The following is a 21,741-nucleotide window of genomic DNA, read 5'->3' as shown; positions in this document are numbered from 1 at the left end:
CCTAACCCATTGATTTACAATAAAAGAGCGGTGATTTATATGTCTGGAAGCCATTATACAGACGTTGCCCCGGCTTGGGCATGGAATCCGCCGTCACCCCACTGGAAGAGTAGAGTCCAACGCAGAAGGAAGAAAAGAGAGAGTCGTCAGCGCGAGAGGCGCAAAGACAGGGTTGAAAAGGAGGGCTTGGTGCTGGAACTGAAAACATAGCGGGGCCTTTCGGCCCCACTTTACTCAAGCGGAGAGCGCGTCAGGGCGACACACACTCCAGATTGATGTTGGTCTGGAACATGAAGTTCGACTCGGAGGTGTGGCGCTCGGCAAAGAACAGATCGAAACTGTAGGTATTGCCGGTTTCGATACCGAGGTAATCAGCCACCTCATCCAGGTTCACACTGCGCTCAATCACGCCGTGGACCCCGCCGATATCAATGGCCAGTTTGCCGTTGATAAAGACCCAAAGATCGTCATCACCGCGGAAGGTGAACACTTCTCCCCCCTCGTAATCGAACTCCAGGTGCGCTTCCAGGGTAAAGTGGAAGTTGCGCTCACGCCCTTCATTGCCCCAGCCTTCTCCGTCCACCGGGAAGAAACGATCATTCTGGTATTCCCAGATGGTGGAGCCGGACTGACGGGTAATTTCCAGTACTTTGGGCAACGTCTTGTTCACCTCAGACACATCGCGATACCACTGGTTGAAGGCATCCGGGCCGTTGGTGGTTTCACTGCCCCGGTCGCCATGCGCGTAGACCGGCAGGCCGTCCGAGCCCAGAGTGTCCTCCACGATGCCGGTTTCCTCCTCAATCCGGTATTCGAAATCCGGATGGGAATCCCGGAAGTCCCGCAGCGTGACCGGTAGCGTCCGGCGGTTCTCGTCCACGATTTCACAGGCCACGGGCGTTGCATTCACGCGCACACTATCCGGCTCACTGTTATAAGTGCCATCGTTAACCACCAGCTCGGCGGTATAGGCACCCGCCAGGTCCGCCTGGAACTCCGGGAAAGCAGTATCGGCCGCCGAGAGAGTCGCCTCACTGCCCGCGGGCTTGCTGACCAGGGCCCACTGATAATCCAGCGGGTAGCCGTCGGGACTGGCGCTGGCTGAACCGTCCAGGTAGACCCACTCGCCCGCTTCTACGGTCTGATCGGTACCCGCGTCGGCTGCCGGCACTTTGGCGGACTGGTCGTGCGGCACGACCACATCGACCGTCGCCATTTCGGAAGCACCAATCGAGTTGTCACACTGAACGCCCAGTGTGTACACCCGGTCCACGCCCGTACCCGAGCGTTCCGCTCGCAAATCGACAGTCAGGTCACTGGTCAGGCGCCAGTCCGGAGCAGTGTTGCCATCACCCACGCCATTGATCGGCTCATTGGCGGTCACGGACGTAATACGGCAGCTGGTTACCTGGGTGCAGCTGTCCGCCGCCTCGGCGGATACAGCCACCTCAACCATTTCGTGGTTGGGGGCCCACAGCTCCGAGGGTGTGGCACTGATCTGCGAAATCGCCGGCTCATCCTCGGGCACACAGACGCCCTGCTCGGCCCGAACAGTTACCTGGCTTTGTTTGCTGTCCAGCACACCGTCGTTAACCACCAGTTGAGCCACGTAGAGACCGGCCTGATCCGGGGTAAAATCGGGATAGGCGGTGCCCCCCCCGGACAGGACAATGCCACTGCCCTCCGGCTTGCTGGTCATGCTCCACTGGAAGCTGAGCGGATCGCCGTCGGGATCATAACTCGAAGAACCATCGAGCATCACCAGATCACCCGTCTCCACCGTCTGGGCCTCGCCGGCGTCGGCAACCGGGCGGACGTTGACCGTATCCAGGACGACGGTATCCGGGGCGCTGTTTTCGTAGCCATCGTTCACCACCAGTTGCGCCACATAGGTGCCCGGCACATCGATATCGATGTTCGCCTGCACGTCGGTGGCACCGGTGAGTGCCGCCTCGCTGCCCTCCGGCCGGCTTGAGAGGCTCCAGTGATAGGTGAGCACATCGCCATCCGCATCCGTGCTTTGCGCACCATCCACAATGACGGTGTCACCGATATGCACGGACTGATCCGGGCCGGCTTGCGCCACCGGTGGGGTGTTTTCGCTATTGATGGTGACTGCGTCCGCTTCGCTCGTGCTGGCACCGTCATGGACTCTGAGCGCGAGCGTATAAACGCCCGGCTCATCGGCCACAAAGGTGGGCATCACATCGCCCGCGGCAGACAGACTGGCCTCGCTCAACTCGGGCCTGGAAACCCATTCCCACTGGTAGGTGAGCGCATCGCCATCGGCGTCGGTGCTGGCGGAGCCATCCAGAGTCACATCATTTCCGGGGACCACGCGCTGGTCCGGGCCAGCATTCGCCACTGGTGCGACGTTTCCGGGAGTGATGGTCACCGTGTCCGGTGCACTGTCCAGTTCGCCATCGTTCACGACCAGTTGCACGCGGTAGGACATGCCCTCGGAAACCGTGAGGGTCGGCATGACTACTGATTGGCTGGATAGAGCGTCATCGGCACCCGCCGGCTGAGTCACGGTCCAGCGGTAAGTCAGCGCGTCGCCATCGGGGTCGCTACTGTCGGTGCCGTCCAGCGTAATGATCTGTCCCGCTTGCGCCTGCTGATCCGCACCGGCGTTGGCGGTGGGGGCGCGATTCTCTGGGTCAGTCGGCTCTCCTGGATCCGTTGGATCCGTTGGATCGGTCGGATCTGTGGGATCCGTCGGATTTGTAGGGTCCGTTGGGTCGGTCGGATTCGAAGGGTCCGTCGGCTCTGTAGGGTCCGTTGGATCAGTCGGGTTCGAAGGATCCGTCGGCTCTGTAGGGTCCGTTGGATCAGTCGGGTTCGAAGGATCCGTCGGATCTTTCGGATCTGGGTCACCGGGATTCGTGGGCTCAGGCTCTCTGGGCTCCTCGGGCTCTTCTGGGTCCACACCGGGATCGCTACAAATCAGTTGCTGGGGCTCGGGCTCGTTGGGCAACTCCGCCTGATAGGCGACGTAGGGCAACGGCTCGCCTCGCTGGGCCTGATTCATTGCCAACTCAGTATAGACACGCCCCTTGTTCGCTCGAACAATCGGCAAACGGGTATCGGTTTGCGGGTCGAACACCCAGATGCCATAGCGGCTCTCGACATCACCACTGGCGAGCCCGTCACGACAAAATTCATTGACGCCGCCTTCTTCCACCGCACACTGGGACCAACTGACCAGCAGCCGCCCGGTACCATCCCGATACGGTGCCACGGCGCTGTACCACCCACCCTGAGAGCGTTGATTCGGGTAGAGATCGACTCCAGAGGAAATCAGTGAACGTGGCGAAAAGCCACCAAAGAGCGTATCGGCGCTGGCGGCTTCGGGCGCCTGCAGTTCAAGAATGTCACCTCCGTGGAACTGGTTGTACTGGTGCTTGATTACGGTGAGAAGCTGGCCACTCTCCGACTGAACCAGTTGATCAGGCACCATAAAAACTTCATCGGAACGCTCCAGACTGACGGTTTTGTACAGTTGCTCGAGCGTGTCACCGTCCGCGTCAATACGCAGCAGAGAATAGTGGTTGCTGGCAATGGCCGCCCCCAGAGGGGTGTTGATCGTGTACTGGCACATTGCCTGCTGAGGCCATTGATCGGGACGGCTCAAGCCCGAAGGAGGAGGCACAGACTCCAGGAGAGAGGCACTGCCAAGCGAATTCGCCGACGCAACATCGAGGCGTTCATCGGGCTGGTCCGAGCACTCTGAAACCAGCTCATAGCGACGGGACCAACGGATAAAGGCGACTCGACCGTCACCCAAGGTGACCGTTTTGACGTCATGGTTGTTGCCGAACGTGAGCTGAACGATGCTTTCCCCATCCAGCGTCATGGAATGCAGAAGGGAAGGACGCTCGTCGGGACCGACTTTGTAGCAGTCCTCGCCGTAAGGGGTATCGGGAATCGTCGGTACTGGCTTGTCTGGATTTCCGGCGGCCCGATCGGTGGAGAAAATGATGGTCCCCTCTTCCGTGTATGTGGGGCTGGTATCCTGACCCGCATTCGCGAGTGCGTCCGAACCGATAATCCGCCGGACTTCTTCCGTTTCAAAATCGTATTCGTAAATATTCCAAGTGTAATCCGTCAGGCTGTCCGCGGGCCCGTGAGCCGCAAAGACAACACGCTCGCCGTCGGCAGAGACACTGAGGTCTTTCACATCATAGGCCGATGTTCCAAAGTAATCCGCCAATACATCCTGATCCATGGCATCCACGCTCAGCCCGGAACGGTTGACCAGGCGAGCCCCAGGATTGAACTCATAGGGGGAGCGCAAGTCCACCGGCGAGCGACCGGCCGTCGCCGTTGCATTGCTAAACTGGGCCGCCAGGGAACCCTCCCCGGCCTCACCGGAGACAGCCTGGGCTCCCACCAGGTCACGCTCGACGTAGACAAACTGCGTGTCGTCTGAAAGGGTTTCTTCCTGTGGCGCTTCGGCCGAACCACCCCCTCCACCGCAGGACGCGACCCCAAGTGACATCATCGCGACCAATATCAGTGTTTTGGAAAACGAAATATTAGTAGGCATACCTATACCCTCAATTCTTTTATCCATCAGGTGGCAAAGCGCAAGGGGGTCACACATAGCCCCAGCAAACGACCTGCCAGGACTGGAAACAGTTTGCGCTTCAATCACCTCAGGAAAAGCCCATCCCCCTAACGAGCAAAACGGCATGTCGATCTACGGTTGGTACCGCAACGGCGGGGTTGAACGCGAGCTGGCGGAAAATTCGTCACTCTTGATCAACATCGACATTCGTTTGAGCAGAGTGCCAGAAATTCGTCATTGAAAAATGTCAGGGATCACAACTTTGAAAAGTTCTTCGACGGTTTCCGACAAACGTTCATCCCGTTTGGACAAAAGGAACCAGCCTTTTCGAAGGCTGGCTCATTAAGCCGCATTTAGAGACGGTCAGCTGGGCAAGAAGACGAAACGATATTCCACCACGGTGGGCGGAACCGGCATTGCACCGAAGTCCACCTGCTCAATTCGTGACAGAATCTGTTGCTCAAGATCCCTCGCACCCAACTCACTGACCAGCAGTGTCAACTGCGAGATGGAACCGTTCGGCTCAATCACCAGCTTGAACGTGAACTCGCCTGTCAGATTGGGATCGTCCTGAAGTGCTCTTTGATACAGCGCATACACGTTACCTTTTGTCCGTTCCAGAGTGCGTCGAATACTCTCCATGTCCCTTTGCCCCGCCTGACCGGACAGGTGGGAGCGGGAGTTACTTGCCGGCAGGCTGTTCATATCCAGCCCTTCTACCTCCGCCGCCTGATGGGCAGACAAAGCGGTAATATCGCTCTGCATGACAGTTTCATCAACCACAGTCCCGTTGCTACGCGCCGTCATTTCCCGACCCAACCGGGCCCGCTCAGTGCGGGCCACCTCGCCGCCCTCGTTATCAGACAGATTTTTGCGCTGCATACTGGCTACATTGACCGCACTGCGCACCGCACTCAATTGATTGGACAACTCATCCATGCCTTGTGAGGTCGCCACCGATTCACGGGTATCCGGTTCGGGCTGGGGCGCTGGCGTCGCAGCCGGTTGAGGCTCGGGGACCGGGGCGGCCACGGGTTCAACCGGCTTGGGCTCCGGCTTCGGTGGTGGTGGAGTCTCGGGCGTCACGGGTTCCGGTTCAGGGGCTTCAATCGGATCCAGAAGCACCTGGGTGCGCTTGACCGCATCGTCTTCCAATTCCAGCCCGCTATCGAAAGTCGGCAACCAGGGGACCACCACAAATAACAAAAGCAGGGGTATAGCCATCCGCTTCAAGGTTCGCTTAAAAGCGGCTTCACGTTGCTCGTCCAGTTCCCACGGCAGGTGTAGATCGAGAGCCATCGGCTCCACGGCAGTGAAATGCGACATGGCTTAACCTCCCTGCCCGGCCTGGCTGACGGAATTGACAACGTCCGGCTCTGCTTCCGGAGCCTCTGGCAGTTTCTCAGCGGGCGCTTTACCTTGGACCTGATTGACCGCCAGTGAAATATTACGGTAGTTACTGTGCTGGCAAGTGGACATCACTTGTCGCAACAGGGAAAAGGACACGCTCTTATCCCCCATGATGGTAACGGCCAGCCCCCTGTTCTGTTCGTATTCCGAGATCTCCTCCAGCTTTTCCGTATTGGCTTTGAGCGCTTCGGCGAGCGGTTCAATCAGCCGCTCGGAGGAGTCAATAACGTCGGAGACCGTCGCCACGACCGTATCTCCTAACAGAATTTCCGTATCGCTGACGGTGATCTTGAGCTCCGTGTGCGGCTGAACCCCACTGACGGAGTCCGGTAGCTTTACAAACTTGGCATTCTCGATTTCCTGGCTATCGCCCGAGTTCAGCAATAGAAAGAACACCAGAATCGTGAAAATATCCATCAACGAAACGAGACTCAGCCGCGCCACGGCCGGCGGCTTTTTTTGCTGATAGAGAACGGTTGATCCAATCATGTCAGTCATTCGCTCTGCATTTATTTGATGTCGCCCAGAGAAATTTCCGGGAAGAGCTCAATTTCAACGACGCTGGCAGCGACCACAGCTTCATAGGAACGCACCGCATCCATGGTGGAGACCAGGCTCTGGTAATCCACCTGCGGGGCGGACAACAACAAGATGGAAGCGTTGTCACTCAGTTGCTTTTTGACTTCCCGCATGACCCGCGTCAGTTGCGCATAGTCGTAGGCTTCGCCCTCTTCTGTCTCGGTCCGCGCCACTTCCTGAATCAACACATCGTCCGGGTAGTAGACCCTGTAGCCGTCCTCCTCAATTCTCACCATCAGTTGGGACTGGGACTCCCCACTCTGATCGCTACCGCCGGTCAGCTCTGGCAGGTGAATATCCAGGACAGTGACCTGGGCAAACGTCAGTGTGATCAACAACACTGGCACCAGAACCACCATCAGATTCATGAACGAGGTCACGTCCAGCTCGGCGTCGTCGGTTCTCCGGGGCGTGAAATTGAAGTTCATGGTCGTTACCCTTCGACCGCCGCCACTTCTTTCTCGTCCGTGCTCTTTTCCGGACGAGGAGTACCGGCTTCAATAAACCGATGCAGCGTCATGATATTAAGGAACTTGACCGCCGACATCTGGATGCTGGAAATGATCGACGCCGTCTTATTCTGCAGAACAGCGTGCAACACCAGCAACGGAATGGCGGCGATCAAGCCGAAGGCGGTGGTGTTCATCGCCACGGAAATGGAGTTCGACAACATGGTCGACTTCTCTGCCGGATCCACATTCGCCACAGCACTGAAAGCGCCGATCAGGCCCACAATGGTACCGAGCAGCCCCAACAGCGTGGCGACATTGGCCAGAACCGCCAGGTAGCCGGTGCGCTGCTCAAGCCGTGGCATGGTTTCAAGCATGCCTTCGTTCATGGAGTTTTCCACATCGGCACGCTGTTTTGAAACCTTCATCATATCGAGGCCACAGGCGATGATCCGGGTCACCGGCGCCTGGCTTTCACGGGAGTACATCTGCATTTTGTCCATATCCGTGGTGCGCAACAGCGGCAGGAAGTCATTGAATGCCCGCCGGTTGCGCCACTTTTCCCGATTCAGAAACACCCACCGCTCAAAAGCGATGGCCAGCCCGATTACCAGCACCACAGAGATGGGGTAGATAAAAAGACCACCCTCCTGAAAGAACTCTGTCACGTTGTTGTATATCTCAGTCATGGTTACACCTATTAATAATCATCAAACACACGTAAGACCCATCGCGGTTGCACTGACGGCGCGCAACCGCTGCCCTTGCAACAGTTACTGCTCGCCTTCCAACTGCATTTCCTGATAAATCGTCACCGTTCGGTGCAACACCTTCCGATCCACCGCTTCAAGGGTGGCGTCATGCTTGTTCTCCATACTCCACTGCAACTTGTCCGGTGTACTGGTGCCCTGCCAGGGAACAAAATAACTGACCGCCGGTTGTTCCTTGTCCCCGATGAAGGTGGACTGTAGCCGGATGGCCGGGTTCTCGGGCGGCGTATCGGGATTCTCTTGAGCCGTTGTCGCTATAGGAAGCGCACCGGCCAGTAGTACCAAGGCAAAAAATGGCTTCATGTCACGTCACTCCATGTTGTCCTGATTGCTGGCAGATTCAGTATTGTCGGCTCGGTAAGAAACCGCCTCCGAACCTTCGGAATCGATCTCAAAACCGGGCGCAATTCCCGTGCGCGAGCGGATTTCTTCCAGCCAGGCGGAGACCCGGGTATTCTCCCCGTCAGTCAGAAACTGATAAGCCTCCATATGCTTCTGTGCCCGCAGCGGATGATTCAGGTAAATGTCGTAGAGTACTGCCAGATTCAGATGAGCCTCCGGGTAATCTGGCCACAATTTGAGCGCTGCCGCATAGGTGTTCTGAGCGTGCAGGTACCGCCCCATTTTGCGTTGGGTCAGGGCCAGCCGCAGGTAGGCGTTGACATTGTCACCGTTGATGGCAATGGCTTTCACATAGGCGTCCAGAGCCTGCTGATGTTCGCCTCTTTCCGAGGCAATATCCCCCAGCATGACCCAAGGACCGGAAAGGTCATCATCGCTCGCCGTCAACTCCAGCAAGAGCGTTTCAGCCTGTTTCCACTCCTCGGCTTTGAAAGCACGACGGGCTTCAATAAAACGGGTCACCGAGTCCTTTTCGATTCGTCCCCGTTGAGCGGTGTAAGGGTTCTCCCTGGGCTCATAGGGCAACCATTGCCCCTCGTCGCCCTGCTCCTGTACCGGGAGGTAGGGATCGGTCGCGACCAGATTCAAGGCCGCCTCTTTTTCCGTCATCCACTGCAGCTCTGTGCCTCCTGTCGAACAGCCAACCAGCGCAAACCCCAACACTGTCAGAGTAACGCCCTGCAAGAATCCGGGACCTGAGCGGAAAAATTTATCGTATTGCATCGCCGTAACTCACAATCAATTCAGATTTATCAAAACGCGAAGGCTCCAGGGTTCGCATCGCGGTAAAGCTCCGGTCAATCCACTGATTGAAGTGCCCCTCCCACGCACGATCAATATTCGCCTGGTGAAGCTTCGAGGCCAGATCGTCAAAAGGCAGCGCCTGTTCGGCGATCAACTCCCGGTACACAACGCGCTGCTCTGCCGACAGCGATCCGGGCACTGGAGACTCACGCAGTGCACTCGCCAATTCACGATACAACTCCGCCGTTTTAAAGCTGGACATGCTGGTGAACTCGAGAATGCCTTGGTCGGCGGCATGCTGGTAGCGATTCGCTGCTTCCTGAAGCAGCGCATTTTTCTCTGGCAGGCTATCCACCAACGGAACGCTGAGACGGTATTCATTGAAGGCCTTGGCATGATGGTCGCCATACTGAATGCTGGCCCAGGCCGTCAGCCAACGGTTGCGATCCGAATCGGCGAACTCGGCACCACCGGCCACCAGTTTGTCGAGCCAGAATAGCTGTCGACGGGTATCGCCCACACGCGCATAGTTCACCGCCAGTTTGTAGCGGGCTTCCATCAGGGTGTCTGTGGGCATCTCGTAGGTGTTGGCGTACTCGCGAAAGAGCCGTAGCGCCTGTTCATAACTTTCGTCGTTCTCGTACATCGTAGCGGCCAAGAACAACGCCTCACGGCGAGTTTCGGCATCTGGATCCTCGCTGGCCAATGCCTCATAGCGTTCGGCAGCCAGCGCCCAATTTTCCTGCTGCTCGTAAGCAAACGCCAGGCGACGGGGGAACTCCACAGCCAGTTCATGCTCGGGCGCAATCTCGATCAATTCCTGAAGCTCTTCAACTGCCCGCGACCATTGTTCCAGGCTGATCAACAACGTCACCGCCTCATACTGCGACGGGACCCGCAACGTCGCCTCGGGCGTCAGGGTTTTAATTTTCAGCAACTGCGCAACGGTTGCTTCTGGATTGCCTTGGCCATCCAGAACTTCCGAGTGACGATACAACGCCGTCGCCAGACGTTCGGTAACCGCTTCGTACTCTTCCGATGAAGGCGACATCAATTCACGTTGTTTGCGGTAGCTTTCTGCCGCCTCGGCATAAGCTTTCAGTTGGAATTGCGAGTGCGCCATAATGCCGAATGCGGTTTCCTTGAGGGACGCATCCAACTGCGGATTGTCTTCCACCAGCTGACTCGACACAGCGAGAGCCCGTTGGTATTCACTCAGGCTGAACAGGTACTCCGCAGCGTTGGTCAAAACCGATACTGCGCGGCTGTCAGAGTGGAACCGGCCGGCGAAACGCAACATGCTGTCGACCGCGCGCGCCTGGGTAGACTGGAGTTCGGCATCGCCCTCCGGAAGGTCGGCAATATGCTCCTGATAGGCGATGATGGCAGCGTAGCCGGCATCGCTCGCGTGCTCGTCCGCGCTGGAACCAAGCGGGCTGTATGCCACTTGCTCATATCCGGCCACGGATTCAATGTATCGCTGCGCGAGGAAGAGCGACTCCGATTTGAGGTAGATCACCTCATCAATGCGCTCGTCACTGGGGAAGGTCTGAGCGTACTCGGCATAGTAGTCGGCGGCGTTGATGTACGCCTGCTCCACTTCGGGATCCAGAGCCTCGCCTGCTGTGGCTGCATTTTCTTCAGAGTCAGTTTGATCTTCGGCGCTGTTCGCCAGCTCCGGTCGATTCTCCGACTCATCTTTTTGGAGACTCTGGCCCTGACTGTAGTGATACCGCGCCAGCTCATCCAGGTAGGTTCGGATCGGTTCTCTGACTTCATTGTAGAGACCATCGGTGTTACCTGCGTAGTCCGAGCGAATACCATAGGCCCGGACATACGCCGCTTTCTCCTCCAGCGCGAGGCTTGGGAAGCCACCGTCGATATAAGTCTGGATGATTTTGCCGTGGAGCCCGGGGGCCCGAGTCGAGTTCGGGTGGTTGGCGATAAAATGACGGAAGGTACCGGCAGCTTTTTCGTACAGCTCTTTTTCCCGGTAGTACTCACCCAGATGATTGTAAAGTAACCAGGTGTAGGGCTGAGCGACGACGTGAGGTAAAGAGGGAATCGCCTCCGCGCCCCCCACCTTGTCCAACGCCAGGCTGATGGAGTGGATCGCATCCTTGGCAACGGGCCGCTCGCCGTCCGCGAGGGACTCGACATCCGCTCGCCCCGCCATCAACTCGTCCAGAACTCTGGAAAACTCGACCAGACTGTCGCGAAACTGCCGCTGTTTGTAATGCGACCACCCCAGCATATAGCGAGCGTTTGTGGCCAGTCGGGGTTCGTCGCTCTCAAGAACGGCGCGATAGGACGCCTCGGCCTGAGCGTAGTCCTCATTGTTGAAATGAATATCGCCCATGCGAAAATGCGCTTCGGCGATATTGGCATAGTAAGGGTGACGATGCGTCAGCTCGGCCAGCATTTTCATGGCCTCATCCTGATTGCCTTCCAGGTCATAGGCCTTGGCCAACTGATACAGCACTTCCGCATTGTCGGGCGAATTGGGATACTTTTCGAGAATATTACGGTAGGCCTTGATCGCTTCGACATAGTGATTACTGGGCTTGGCCGTATGCCGTTGGTCCTGAACCCCTTCCATCATGTAAACGTCTGCCACGCGACGCTCGATCTGTTCTTTCAGCTGTTCGTCTTCAAACAGTTCTGCCAGCTCGCTGTACTCTTCTCGCACCTCTTCGTGGGTAACCGGCTTGGGAGCCTCCGCTTCCTCTTTGGGTGGGGTGTAAGCCAGAGAGCCAATGGTTTTTGGCTGGTTGGCACCGCATGCGGTCAGCAGAACCAGCACGCTGGCCGCCACCGAGATAGTTGCCATTGAGGACTTCATTGCGCCTCCGGGGAATTCAACGCGCCAGCCGCTGGAGCCGATTGCTCAAGCGACAACAGCGCCATATCGTAAAGACGGGCCTTGGCCAACCGCGATTGGGCGGCGTAGTAGTTCATTCGCTCCTCGTGCTTGTCCAGCTCCAGTTTGATCAGTTGGCGCATGACCTGCTCCAACGCGAGAATCTGATCCCCGGTTCGAGCCATCAGGGCTTGAATACGCAGATGATGTTCCCGGACCATGGGCCGATAGTGATCGGGCTGCTCATAAGGACTCTCCACCGCCTGAAGCCGACCAAGTCTATGATTCAGTGCACTTAAATCAGAACGGGTATTGTCCATCAGCGAAGTCAGGCGTTGTCGGTCCTCTTCATCCACCACCAGCGTGTACAGTTCCAGCTCTTCCCAGCGATCGCTCAGTTGCCGGCCGATCACATCTGTGCGATCGAGCATCTCGCGCATACTTCGATCAAAACGCTTCTCCTCGGCCGCCTTCAGAATCGCCTGGTGCTGCTCCGCCTGCTCCGCCCAATAACGCAGGTTGTCTTCAATAACGTAGAGGTCCGCCAACTCCGTCAGCGTTTCGTTGAACGCGTTACTGGCCATCAGGTCAATAAGAAACGGGGTCAGTTTCTCGTAATCCACGGAGGGCTGGCGAGCGTACCAATCGGTATCATCCATGATCGCCTCCAGGTTATTGATAAATTCTCTCGGCACGTCCTGACCATCTATCACGCGACGAGCCTGGGCAATCAGGGACACACCCTCACCAAACTCCTTCTCCGCCTGAATATTGCGGGTAAGCGCTCGTTTAAACAGTCCTTGCTCTTCGTAAACGTGGGCCAACAACACCTTCGCCTCCTGCACTTCGGGGATAGCAATGGAGCGCTCAGCCAATAATTCGAGGGCGGGGATGGCGTCGGTGAACTGCTCGCGATTGATGGCGGCCCAGGCGTAGCTCAACAGTGCGCGATTGGAATACAGGCCGGTCGTTCGGATCTGGCTCAGGTAACCCCACGCCGCCGACAGACGATCGGACTTCATCGCCAATTCCGCCAGCCCATGCCGCGCCCGATCCACCAGCGCCGCCGTAGCACTGCCCTCTTCGGCACCGCTCTGGGTCACGCGCTCCAGGTTGTGGACCGCCGCACTGACATTGCCACGTCCGACCTGGGCTACCGCCAGGTTGAACAGAAAATAAGGAAAGGCCGGGGAGTCTTTGGCGGCCGCCTCAATCATCCCGACCTTTTCCGCAAGTCGTTCTGGATGGCCGGTGACCAAGGTTGCCAGGTAGTGATAGTCCACCAGAATGTCAACGGGAATGGGGCCCTTGACGCTGTCGACGGCAGTTCTGGCGCTGGCAAAATCTCCCTTGTTGTAGTGGAGTTTGGCAAGGTAGAACCAGGCACGGTTGCTCACTTCGTGAGACACGCTCCCTGCCAACAGCTCATCAAACACCGGCTCTGCTTTATCCGGGAGGCCGTAAGACACCAACATACCGCCTTTAACCAACTGCCCGGTAGTTGACAGCGAAGCGCTGTTATCCAGTGACTCGGCGTACTTTTGCTCCACCAGCGCATGAAAATAATCATGCTGAAAATATTCAAAAAGAACGGCACCGTATTCAAGCTCCTGTGCGGAACTGACATTGGATGAAAACGCCCATGCCGCCGCCGGCATGACCGACAACGGGATCAGTGACGCGGCCAACCAGAAACGGGACGCCGCCATGATCTTTTGTGCCCTGTACCTCATAGGCTTACCACTGTTTGATCGCAAATACCGGTTCTTGCTTGACGGGGTCGTCTCCGATGGCGAGCTCTAGATAGCTGCTATTGGCATGCTTCTCGAATTCTAAAGTGGTGGCGCGCTTATAGGATCGCCCCCCCGGGCCGATACCGGTAAAAAACGCCGTCGCACTGTGCTCGCCATCGGCCAGATTCGTTATATAGAGGCGGTGGATGCCACCGCGCAGCATCGCGCTCTGTTGTTTTTCGGAATAGAGGTGAGTGGCGACCATTTTCCCGTTCAGCTTCAACTTTACCGATTCCAGCTGAAAGAACTGGCCGGAACTGAAGGAGACAAAGACGGAGTACTTGGTACTGGAGGGATAGAGAATGCGCTCTTCCATCTGCTTCAGGTCATGATTCAGGTCGACCACATCCGACTTGAGCGACTGCACGTACTTGGAGATGCGTTTAAGTTCCGCCTCAGCATCTACAGACTCGGCCGCGCCCTCGCTGACGGTAACTTCCCCGCCGTCGACACCATCGGCCCAGTGTTGAGATTCGGCAACCTCCGCCGCATAGTTCTGCGCCATCGCAAACGTCAGAACCAACGCACAAGACGTCAGTGACGCCCTGATGAACCCCCTCTTCTCCATGACCTGTGCCCCAAGCATCGTTCAAACCAAGAAAACGCCTATCAGGATTTTTTGATACCAGGATCTTTTTACAAAGATTTTTCCCGTGACGTATCGGACTCGCAAAAATAACTGAAGCCTCTTTAAGAGTCACACGTTGAATGTTGATTTTATGAGCCACGTCTCAAAATATTAGTGCTTTTTAGCGACGCATCACACTTCTATTCCTGGGCTCGACGACGGAAACGAACCTAGGCCCCTCATTTCTTTCATCGAAAACGTCGGTCGGGCTTCAAGATGGGCGCAACAAACCATGGCGTCAATTTCCAAAAGTGAGACATACCTAACGTTGCCGTTCAGCTTTAGGACGTAGACTGTCGGTGAACTTCTGCAGCGAGATAATGGACACTATGCGCTATACCGTTTCCTTCCCCACCTGCCTGGTTGCCCTGGGCTTAAGCGCGCTGCCGTTAAACGGCCATGCTCAAGAACAAGACTCCCGGGTGGAGGTTGTCAAACCACCCGAGCGCACTGAGCGGGCCCAACGAGCCGCTATCGACAGCGAAAACTTTGAAGTGGGTGCCTACCTTGGCGCTTTGTCGGTAGAGGACTTCAGCACCCAGCTTTCTGCCGGATTGACGCTGAACTACCATATAAGCTCGCGCTTTATGGTCCAGGCCCACTACGCGCAATCGGACGTCGAAAGAGCCACCTTTGAGGAGGTTTCCGGGGGCAACTTCCTGTCGGCTTCCGATAGAAGTTTTGAACACCTGAGTGTATTGGCAGGCTATCGACTAGCCGAAGGCCGGTCGTTTTTTGGGGGTAAGCGAAAATTCAACTCTTACATCTATGTGCTTGCCGGACCCAGCCAGGTCAGTTTTGCAGGAGAAGACAATACCGGCCTTGCACTGGGGCTCAGTTATAAGACCGTACTGACAGACTGGGCAACTCTGAATCTGGACGTGCGGGATATTGTCGTCGACCGCTCATTCCTCGGCGACGACAAAACCACGCACAACACTGAATTGGCGGTTGGCCTCAACCTGCTATTTTGATAGCCGATTGAGGCAAGATTCCAACACGATCCCTGGCCCGGCCCTCAAAACAGATAACTGACGCCAGCGCTCAGCTGGTTTGATGTGACTGATTGCTCTTCATCCGCAACCAGACTGGAGTCATACAGGTAGGCGCGATAGTCGAGTCGCACCAACACATCTCGTGTAAGCGCCACTTCGTACCCAACACCCAGGGTGGTGGTAAAGTTTTCTTCGCCCCCAAACCGGGTTTCGCCCGCGCCCCCGACCAAATACAAAGAAGACAGACGCGCCCTCCCCTCATCGGCGAAAAACTCGCTCTGGAAAAGCTTGTACCCCACAAGAAGATCATAGTGACGAAAGGTTCGGTCGCCACCGTCGAACAACAACCCCTGGCTGTTTTCGTAGGCCGAGGGCGAACTGTCTGCCTGGAGAAAGTTGTACTGCAGGAAAAAGTTTTCCGATGCCTGGAAAGTGGCGCTCACTCCAAGGGCCCACTCGCCATTGAAGTCAGCGATATTGACCACGCCTGCCGTGACACCGAGATCAAACACCTCGCTGTCAATGCGATGCGCTGCAGAGGGCTCAGTCTCTTGTGCCAGTGCCATGGGCGTGGCAATCAGGCCCGCCAAGGCGAGCGAACGCGCCTTTAAAAGAACGTGCTGAATCCCATTTTCCATACTTCTAAGCTCTCACTGTTGTTATCCGTATCGACCTCGGACCAGCGGTACTCCCCGCGCAGCACGAAGTTGCGACCGATGTAGTAGTTCACGCCGAGGCCATACTGCGTAAAGTCCTCATCCCCGATCTCCAGCGGGACCAACTTGGGCTGTGAATCAATCGACATCGTGCCCCGCCCCACTATCAGCAGAGGCGACACTTTCCAGTCCGAGAAGGGCTCTATCAACATATTCACGCTGTACAGCTCGCCTTTTATCTCGGAACCGAACACTTTGCCCAGTTCGGCTTCCAGGCCCATCCAGCTCAAGGGGCGATAGCCAACGAGGAAGCTGAACGTATCACTGTCCTCCAGTTCGCCAGCCGTGAATTGCCCAGAGTTGAAACCCACCCGCCAGTGGCTCGCGAGATAATCACCATAACTCACGGACGGCAGATCGGCGGGCTCACCGGTGGTCTGAAGCGTTCGGGAAATTTGTGAGGCGCTGGACCAGCCGGTTCGGCCATTGGCCATTCGAACCTCATACCAACCCGGTCGACGAGTCAGCACATCGACTTTCTCGCCCTGCTCGATCACATAAAAAATGGGATAGCCCCGCCCGGGGCCACTTCGAACATCCACATAAGGGTCGATGACTTCCAGCTGAAGATAGGAGGCCCTACCTTCTTCGTCGGCAACAGCCACCACGGGGGCCACCATTATTAACGCCAGAGTCACACCAAAGAACCAACGCCGCATCGAAACTCCCTACTATCGTTCAGCCTTGCCAGAGGTGGCGGCCGGGAACAGAAGATCCACTCAAATTAACCCGCAATAAGGGTTCCGGCACTACCAAGACGCTACCCTACCCTAATGGCAGCAAAGACCCCACGCGAATTGTTGGATTCGTGACAAACCACAAACTTTAAATGTCAACCAGACCAAAAATCCTTGAGATTTCACCCAGCTCGACCAATGATTCATGCTGCTTCGGCGTTTTGTCATACAATACAAGAGGAGGCCGGAGGGCCGCGCTTAACAGAAAGACGCCCTTACGGTATAATCCGCCGCCGTTTGGTCGTGTCATCAACCGCCTCCCCGGGGCACGGCTGTTGGGAGCTCAAAGCCCCCCAATTACGCATCCATGATGGTCATGGATAGTCTCTCAAGGCAGAGATCCTGTCGCGAGAGTAACCCCACAAAATTAGAGGAACTCAATCGTGCTTGAAGCCTATCGTACTCACGTCGCTGAACGCGCCGCGGAAGGCGTACCCCCGAAACCCCTCACCGCCGAACAAGTCGCCGACCTGGTAGAACTGCTGAAAAATCCCCCGGCGGGCGAAGAGGACACCCTGGTCGAGCTGATCAGTCACCGCGTCCCGGCCGGTGTGGATGAAGCCGCCTACGTGAAAGCTGCCTTCCTGAGCGCCATCGTGAAAGGCGAGGCCGAAAGCCCCCTGATCTCCAAAGAGACCGCCGTCAAGCTGCTCGGCAATATGCACGGTGGCTACAACATCGAGACCCTGGTCGCCCTGCTGGACGACGATGCCCTGGCGCCCCTGGCAGCCGAGGAGCTCAAGCACACCCTCTTGATGTTCGACGCCTTCCATGACGTGGAAGAGAAAGCCAGGTCCGGCAACGGACACGCCAAGGCGATCATGCAATCCTGGGCCAACGCCGAGTGGTTTACCCAACGCCAGAAAGTGCCCGAAAGCATCAAGCTGACCGTGTTCAAGGTCACCGGCGAGACCAACACCGATGATCTGTCTCCCGCGCAGGACGCCTGGTCCCGCCCCGACATCCCTCTGCACGCGCTGGCCATGTACAAGAACGAGCGCGAAGGACTCACGCCGGATGAGCCCGGCACCATCGGCCCGATCAAGCAGATCGACGAGCTGAAGAAAAAGGGTTATCCGCTGGCCATGGTCGGCGACGTAATGGGTACCGGCTCCTCACGTAAATCCGCTACCAACTCTGTCCTCTGGTACATCGGTGAAGACATTCCGGGCGTGCCCAACAAGCGCACCGGCGGTGTCTGTATCGGCAGCAAGGTGGCCCCCATCTTCTACAACACCATGGAAGACGCCGGTGCCCTGGTCTTCGAGGCCCCGGTCGATGACCTGAACATGGGCGATGTGATCGAAGTGCGCCCCTATGAAGGGAAAATCCTCAACGGCGAGACCGGTGAGCTGATCTGCGAGTTCGGACTCAAATCCGACATGCTCCTGGACGAAGTGCAGGCCGGCGGCCGGATTCCGTTGATTGTAGGCCGCGGTTTGACCGGCAAGGCCCGTGAATCCCTGGGTTTGCCCGCTTCCGACGTGTTCCGCAAACCAGAACAGCCCAAGGACACCGGCAAGGGCTACACCCTGGCCCAGAAGATGGTCGGCAAGGCCTGCGGTATGGACGGCGTGCGCCCCGGCACCTACTGCGAACCCTACATGACCACTGTCGGCTCTCAGGACACCACCGGTCCCATGACCCGCGACGAGTTGAAGGACCTGGCCTGCCTGGGCTTCACGGCCGATTTGACCATGCAGTCCTTCTGCCACACCGCCGCCTATCCGAAGCCGGTGGATATCGACACTCAGCACACCCTCCCCGACTTCATCATGACCCGTGGTGGCGTGTCTCTGCGTCCGTCCGACGGCATCATCCACAGCTGGCTGAATCGTATGTTGTTGCCAGATACTGTCGGTACCGGCGGCGACTCCCACACCCGCTTCCCCTTGGGCATCTCCTTTCCGGCCGGTTCGGGCCTGGTGGCCTTTGCCGCTGCTACTGGCGTCATGCCGCTGGATATGCCCGAATCCGTTCTGGTGCGCTTCAAGGGCGAAATGCAACCGGGTATCACCCTGCGTGACCTGGTCAACGCCATCCCCTACTACGCCATTCAGAACGGCCTGCTGACCGTCGAGAAGAAAGGTAAGAAGAACGTCTTCTCGGGTCGTATTCTGGAAGTGGAAGGCCTGCCCGACCTGAAAGTGGAACAGGCCTTCGAAATTTCCGATGCCTCCGCCGAGCGCTCCGCCGCCGGTTGTACCATCAAGCTGGGCAAAGACCCCATCATCGAGTACCTGAAGTCCAACATCACCATGCTGCGCTGGATGATCGAGCAGGGTTACGGCGATGTTCGTACTCTGGAACGTCGTGCCCGCAAGATGGAAGACTGGCTGGAAAACCCGGACTTGATGGAAGCAGATGCCGACGCCGAGTACTTCGAAGTGATCGAGATCGACATGAGCGAGATCACCGAACCGTTGCTGGCCTGCCCGAACGACCCGGACGATGTGAAGAAGCTGTCCGACGTCCAGGAAACCAAAATCGACGAAGTGTTCATCGGTTCCTGCATGACCAACATCGGTCACTTCCGCGCCGCCGGCAAGCTGTTGGACGCCACCAAAGAAGAACTGGCTACCCGCCTCTGGATCGCCCCGCCCACCAAAATGGACGAGCACCAGTTGATGGAAGAAGGCTATTTCAACATCTTCGGTCGCAAAGGCGCCCGCACCGAGATGCCCGGCTGCTCTCTGTGTATGGGCAACCAGGCACGCGTAGCTCCGAACTCGACGGTGGTATCCACCTCCACCCGGAACTTCCCGAACCGTCTGGGACAGGGCGCGAACGTCTACCTGGCCTCAGCCGAGCTGGCGGCGGTCGCCGCCGTCACCGGTAAGCTGCCCACGCCGGAAGAGTATCTGAACTACACCAAAGACCTGAACAGCATGGCGAGCGATATCTATCGTTACCTCAACTTCAACGAAATTGAGAACTACCAGAAGTCCGCGGACGAAGGTAAGCGCATCGCCGCTGTGCAGATCGAGCAAGTAGCGGTGTAAACCATCGCTGGTTATCGATTGTCCGAAAGCCCATTGGCGTGACCAATGGGCTTTTTTATTGGAAAGAACCAAATTTGAGAGGTTCACTATGATTATTCAGAACGATTACGTCGACCTGAACACACCGACGGGGCTCATGCGGACCTACATCTACCGTCCGGTCGCCGAAGGCCGCTACCCGGCAATTATTTTCTATTCCGAAATATTCCAGCAGACGGCCCCGATTGCCCGATCGGCAGCGATCATGGCAGGCCACGGTTTCATTGTCCTGGTCCCTGAAGTGGCCCATGAGCTCAACCCCATCGGCACAGTGCTTGGGTACGATGACGCGGGCAAGGAAAAGGGTAATAACGACAAGTTCGCCAAGCCCCTCAGGGACCACGATACGGATACCCAGGCCATGGTGGACTTCCTGCAACAACGGGACGACTACAGCGGCTCGGTGGGCAGTATGGGCGTGTGCCTGGGCGGACACCTGGCCTTTCGGGCCGCCCTCAACCCTGCGTTGAAAGCCGCCTGTTGCCTTTACGCCACGGATTTGCATTCCAACACCCTGCCCGCCGAGAACAACGAACAGACATTGAACCGGGCCGAGGAAATCCAGGGTGAACTATTGATGATCTGGGGACGCCAAGACCCCCACGTGCCGGATGAACCCCGCGCCACCATCAACCAGGCCTTACGCGACGCCGGCTGTGACTTCAGTTGGGTAGAGGTTAACGGGCAGCATGCCTTCATGCGTGACGAAGGAGACCGCTACGATCCCGAGCTGGCCCTGCAGTGCTACCAGATGGCGGTCAGCCTGTTTCGGAGAACCTTGCGCTGACGGGCAGGTTGAACGAGCAACGATGAGCGCCAGTCAGGGGCCATCACTCGTCCAACCGAGCCGCCGTCACGTAAACTGGTGCTATGCGTACCACAGCCTTTGTGTTTCTGCTCACCCTTCTTTGCGCCTGCCAGCTCAAGCCGCCGGCCGAGGCGCTGTTGGATGACTACCTGACCCGCTTATCGCGGGTGCTCGACGTGGACCGTCCCGCCGTGGCGGCGTCGCTGCCTCCCCGTATGCCACCGACTCGCGCGCTTCAGATCACCATCGAACCGCTCTCTATCGATCTACTGGATTTCTGGGGCTTTCGAAAATGCGGACTGGCGGAAGTGCTGGGGGAGAGAAACAGCGTTCTGGGGCGGGTCATGGTGCCTTCTCAGCACCTGCATATGGACGGGCGTATTCTGGAAGGGCTCCAACAGTGCCGGAGCACGCTGGAAGACGAAACGCTATTGGCCTTGACCGAAGAGCTGATTGATGCCAAGCAAGCGCAGTGGCCACTGCTCTACTGGAACGCCACCGCGGCGGCACCAGAGTTACGCGCCTTTTGGAGCCCCTCATCAGAGCCCCTGGTCCCCGGGCAGGAGGCCAGCTATCAGGCCGCTGAGACCGCGCTCGGATTCCTGGCGGACCTCCCCCACCGGTTGTCCGAAAACCGCTGGCCCGAGCGTGAAAACCTTGAGGCTCACTACCAGGCCCTGGAGCAGTTCGAGCTGGGAGGGCGGCTTCTTCAAAGTCTGGAATTGGGTCATCACTACATCGCCGCAGGCAATCGCATGCTGGAGCAAGCCGCCCGGCGCCAAACCCTCTGCCCGGCAGGTTTGCAAAAGAAGGAACTGGAGTACGCCCGCAACGTCATGGTCAAAGTCTTTGTGGGTGAGGTTCAGCCTTGGCTTGCGGCGGTCAATCGGCGAAGCCAGTCGCTCCAGGCGCAGTACGATACGCTGATGGATCAGCAGGCGCCCGACTTGAGGGAAAAGCTTCAGCCCTTTGAAACCGAAATCGTCGCCCTTCAAGCGCAGTTTGAAAAAACCCTGCGTCAACACGTCGAACATTGGCAACAGCTATTCGACACCTGCGGCAGTAAAGCGCGCCCCTGAAACCCATCACACTGTCGGCACCTTTTTCGACGCTCTTCACAAACCCCGGTATTATCAGCTACGCTTGGCGCACCTTCGTACTTCATCAAAATCAGAGTGGTGCCGGAGGGGAACTCTACCTTTCGAAAAATATCATACAGATACGACCACTTCCGGTTTG

The 21,741-nt window shown here is 57.4% G+C and carries 16 protein-coding genes; 4 read left to right on the top strand and 12 right to left on the bottom strand.

Going from position 1 to position 21,741, the window contains the following annotated elements; all coding sequences use genetic code 11:
- Positions 1 to 250: 250 nt before the first annotated feature.
- The 10 genes from G547_RS23715 to G547_RS0117750 all read right to left on the bottom strand — a co-directional run bounded on the left by G547_RS23715 (position 251) and on the right by G547_RS0117750 (position 14,082).
- Entirely contained in the window at positions 251 to 4,549 is a 4,299-nt protein-coding gene (locus G547_RS23715; RefSeq protein ID WP_211224588.1) for a PKD domain-containing protein, read from the bottom strand.
- A gap of 384 nt (positions 4,550 to 4,933) precedes the next feature.
- Positions 4,934 to 5,896: an AgmX/PglI C-terminal domain-containing protein gene (locus G547_RS0117790; RefSeq protein ID WP_027330989.1), complete on the bottom strand. Its 963-nt coding sequence runs from the start codon at positions 5,894 to 5,896 to the stop codon at positions 4,934 to 4,936.
- 3 nt (positions 5,897 to 5,899) lie between these two features.
- Positions 5,900 to 6,478 (bottom strand): ExbD/TolR family protein, encoded by a 579-nt coding sequence (locus tag G547_RS22155; RefSeq protein ID WP_245573507.1) that lies wholly within the window; start codon positions 6,476 to 6,478, stop codon positions 5,900 to 5,902.
- Between the two features lie 11 nt (positions 6,479 to 6,489).
- Entirely contained in the window at positions 6,490 to 6,987 is a 498-nt protein-coding gene (locus tag G547_RS0117780) for an ExbD/TolR family protein (protein WP_027330988.1), read from the bottom strand.
- A gap of 5 nt (positions 6,988 to 6,992) precedes the next feature.
- Positions 6,993 to 7,697: a MotA/TolQ/ExbB proton channel family protein gene (locus tag G547_RS22150; RefSeq protein ID WP_036189305.1), complete on the bottom strand. Its 705-nt coding sequence runs from the start codon at positions 7,695 to 7,697 to the stop codon at positions 6,993 to 6,995.
- 84 nt (positions 7,698 to 7,781) lie between these two features.
- Positions 7,782 to 8,081, bottom strand: a complete 300-nt coding sequence (locus G547_RS0117770) for a hypothetical protein (protein WP_027330987.1) — start codon at positions 8,079 to 8,081, stop codon at positions 7,782 to 7,784.
- 6 nt (positions 8,082 to 8,087) lie between these two features.
- Complete coding sequence (locus tag G547_RS22145; RefSeq protein WP_084646184.1) at positions 8,088 to 8,903, bottom strand: tetratricopeptide repeat protein; 816 nt, start codon at positions 8,901 to 8,903, stop codon at positions 8,088 to 8,090.
- Positions 8,890 to 11,754: a tetratricopeptide repeat protein gene (locus tag G547_RS0117760; protein WP_027330986.1), complete on the bottom strand. Its 2,865-nt coding sequence runs from the start codon at positions 11,752 to 11,754 to the stop codon at positions 8,890 to 8,892. Before G547_RS0117760 ends, G547_RS22145 begins: the two co-directional genes overlap by 14 nt.
- An 8-nt stretch (positions 11,755 to 11,762) precedes the next feature.
- Positions 11,763 to 13,493 (bottom strand): tetratricopeptide repeat protein, encoded by a 1,731-nt coding sequence (locus G547_RS22140; protein WP_245573506.1) that lies wholly within the window; start codon positions 13,491 to 13,493, stop codon positions 11,763 to 11,765.
- 28 nt (positions 13,494 to 13,521) lie between these two features.
- Complete coding sequence (locus tag G547_RS0117750; protein ID WP_051235696.1) at positions 13,522 to 14,082, bottom strand: hypothetical protein; 561 nt, start codon at positions 14,080 to 14,082, stop codon at positions 13,522 to 13,524.
- A gap of 452 nt (positions 14,083 to 14,534) precedes the next feature.
- Here G547_RS0117750 and G547_RS22135 point away from each other — a divergent pair, with 452 nt between their 5' ends.
- Positions 14,535 to 15,179 (top strand): outer membrane beta-barrel domain-containing protein, encoded by a 645-nt coding sequence (locus G547_RS22135; RefSeq protein WP_051235695.1) that lies wholly within the window; start codon positions 14,535 to 14,537, stop codon positions 15,177 to 15,179.
- Positions 15,180 to 15,223: 44 nt separating this feature from the next.
- Here the strand turns inward: G547_RS22135 and G547_RS0117740 are convergent, their stop codons facing one another.
- Positions 15,224 to 15,838, bottom strand: a complete 615-nt coding sequence (locus G547_RS0117740) for an outer membrane beta-barrel domain-containing protein (protein ID WP_027330984.1) — start codon at positions 15,836 to 15,838, stop codon at positions 15,224 to 15,226.
- On the bottom strand, positions 15,808 to 16,575 hold the full coding sequence (locus G547_RS0117735; protein WP_027330983.1) for an SH3 domain-containing protein: 768 nt from the start codon (positions 16,573 to 16,575) through the stop codon (positions 15,808 to 15,810). Before G547_RS0117735 ends, G547_RS0117740 begins: the two co-directional genes overlap by 31 nt.
- A gap of 461 nt (positions 16,576 to 17,036) precedes the next feature.
- On the opposite strand from G547_RS0117735, the gene acnB reads away from it, so the two are divergent.
- The 3 genes from acnB (at position 17,037) to G547_RS0117720 (ending at position 21,581) form a co-directional block, all read left to right on the top strand.
- Positions 17,037 to 19,655, top strand: a complete 2,619-nt coding sequence (acnB, locus tag G547_RS0117730) for a bifunctional aconitate hydratase 2/2-methylisocitrate dehydratase (RefSeq protein ID WP_027330982.1) — start codon at positions 17,037 to 17,039, stop codon at positions 19,653 to 19,655.
- Between the two features lie 88 nt (positions 19,656 to 19,743).
- Entirely contained in the window at positions 19,744 to 20,481 is a 738-nt protein-coding gene (locus tag G547_RS0117725) for a dienelactone hydrolase family protein (RefSeq protein ID WP_027330981.1), read from the top strand.
- An 83-nt stretch (positions 20,482 to 20,564) separates the two neighbouring features.
- On the top strand, positions 20,565 to 21,581 hold the full coding sequence (locus G547_RS0117720; RefSeq protein ID WP_027330980.1) for a DUF3080 family protein: 1,017 nt from the start codon (positions 20,565 to 20,567) through the stop codon (positions 21,579 to 21,581).
- Positions 21,582 to 21,741 lie beyond the last annotated feature (160 nt).

The organism is Marinimicrobium agarilyticum DSM 16975 (assembly GCF_000423345.1).
Taxonomy (GTDB): domain Bacteria; phylum Pseudomonadota; class Gammaproteobacteria; order Pseudomonadales; family Cellvibrionaceae; genus Marinimicrobium; species Marinimicrobium agarilyticum.
The sequence above is the reverse complement of the archived record's forward strand: the minus strand, read 5'-3'. Positions and strand labels throughout refer to the sequence as shown.

Excerpts from the sequence above, each read along its gene's own strand:
- G547_RS23715 (WP_211224588.1), bottom strand. The coding sequence starts at position 4,549 with ATGCCTACTAATATTTCGTTTTCCAAAACACTGATATTGGTCGCGATG.
- G547_RS0117790 (WP_027330989.1), bottom strand. The coding sequence starts at position 5,896 with ATGTCGCATTTCACTGCCGTGGAGCCGATGGCTCTCGATCTACACCTG.
- G547_RS22155 (WP_245573507.1), bottom strand. The coding sequence starts at position 6,478 with ATGACTGACATGATTGGATCAACCGTTCTCTATCAGCAAAAAAAGCCG.
- G547_RS0117780 (WP_027330988.1), bottom strand. The coding sequence starts at position 6,987 with ATGAACTTCAATTTCACGCCCCGGAGAACCGACGACGCCGAGCTGGAC.
- G547_RS22150 (WP_036189305.1), bottom strand. The coding sequence starts at position 7,697 with ATGACTGAGATATACAACAACGTGACAGAGTTCTTTCAGGAGGGTGGT.
- G547_RS0117770 (WP_027330987.1), bottom strand. The coding sequence starts at position 8,081 with ATGAAGCCATTTTTTGCCTTGGTACTACTGGCCGGTGCGCTTCCTATA.
- G547_RS22145 (WP_084646184.1), bottom strand. The coding sequence starts at position 8,903 with ATGCAATACGATAAATTTTTCCGCTCAGGTCCCGGATTCTTGCAGGGC.
- G547_RS0117760 (WP_027330986.1), bottom strand. The coding sequence starts at position 11,754 with ATGGCAACTATCTCGGTGGCGGCCAGCGTGCTGGTTCTGCTGACCGCA.
- G547_RS22140 (WP_245573506.1), bottom strand. The coding sequence starts at position 13,493 with ATGGCGGCGTCCCGTTTCTGGTTGGCCGCGTCACTGATCCCGTTGTCG.
- G547_RS0117750 (WP_051235696.1), bottom strand. The coding sequence starts at position 14,082 with ATGGCGCAGAACTATGCGGCGGAGGTTGCCGAATCTCAACACTGGGCC.
- G547_RS22135 (WP_051235695.1), top strand. The coding sequence starts at position 14,535 with ATGCGCTATACCGTTTCCTTCCCCACCTGCCTGGTTGCCCTGGGCTTA.
- G547_RS0117740 (WP_027330984.1), bottom strand. The coding sequence starts at position 15,838 with ATGGAAAATGGGATTCAGCACGTTCTTTTAAAGGCGCGTTCGCTCGCC.
- G547_RS0117735 (WP_027330983.1), bottom strand. The coding sequence starts at position 16,575 with ATGCGGCGTTGGTTCTTTGGTGTGACTCTGGCGTTAATAATGGTGGCC.
- G547_RS0117725 (WP_027330981.1), top strand. The coding sequence starts at position 19,744 with ATGATTATTCAGAACGATTACGTCGACCTGAACACACCGACGGGGCTC.
- G547_RS0117720 (WP_027330980.1), top strand. The coding sequence starts at position 20,565 with ATGCGTACCACAGCCTTTGTGTTTCTGCTCACCCTTCTTTGCGCCTGC.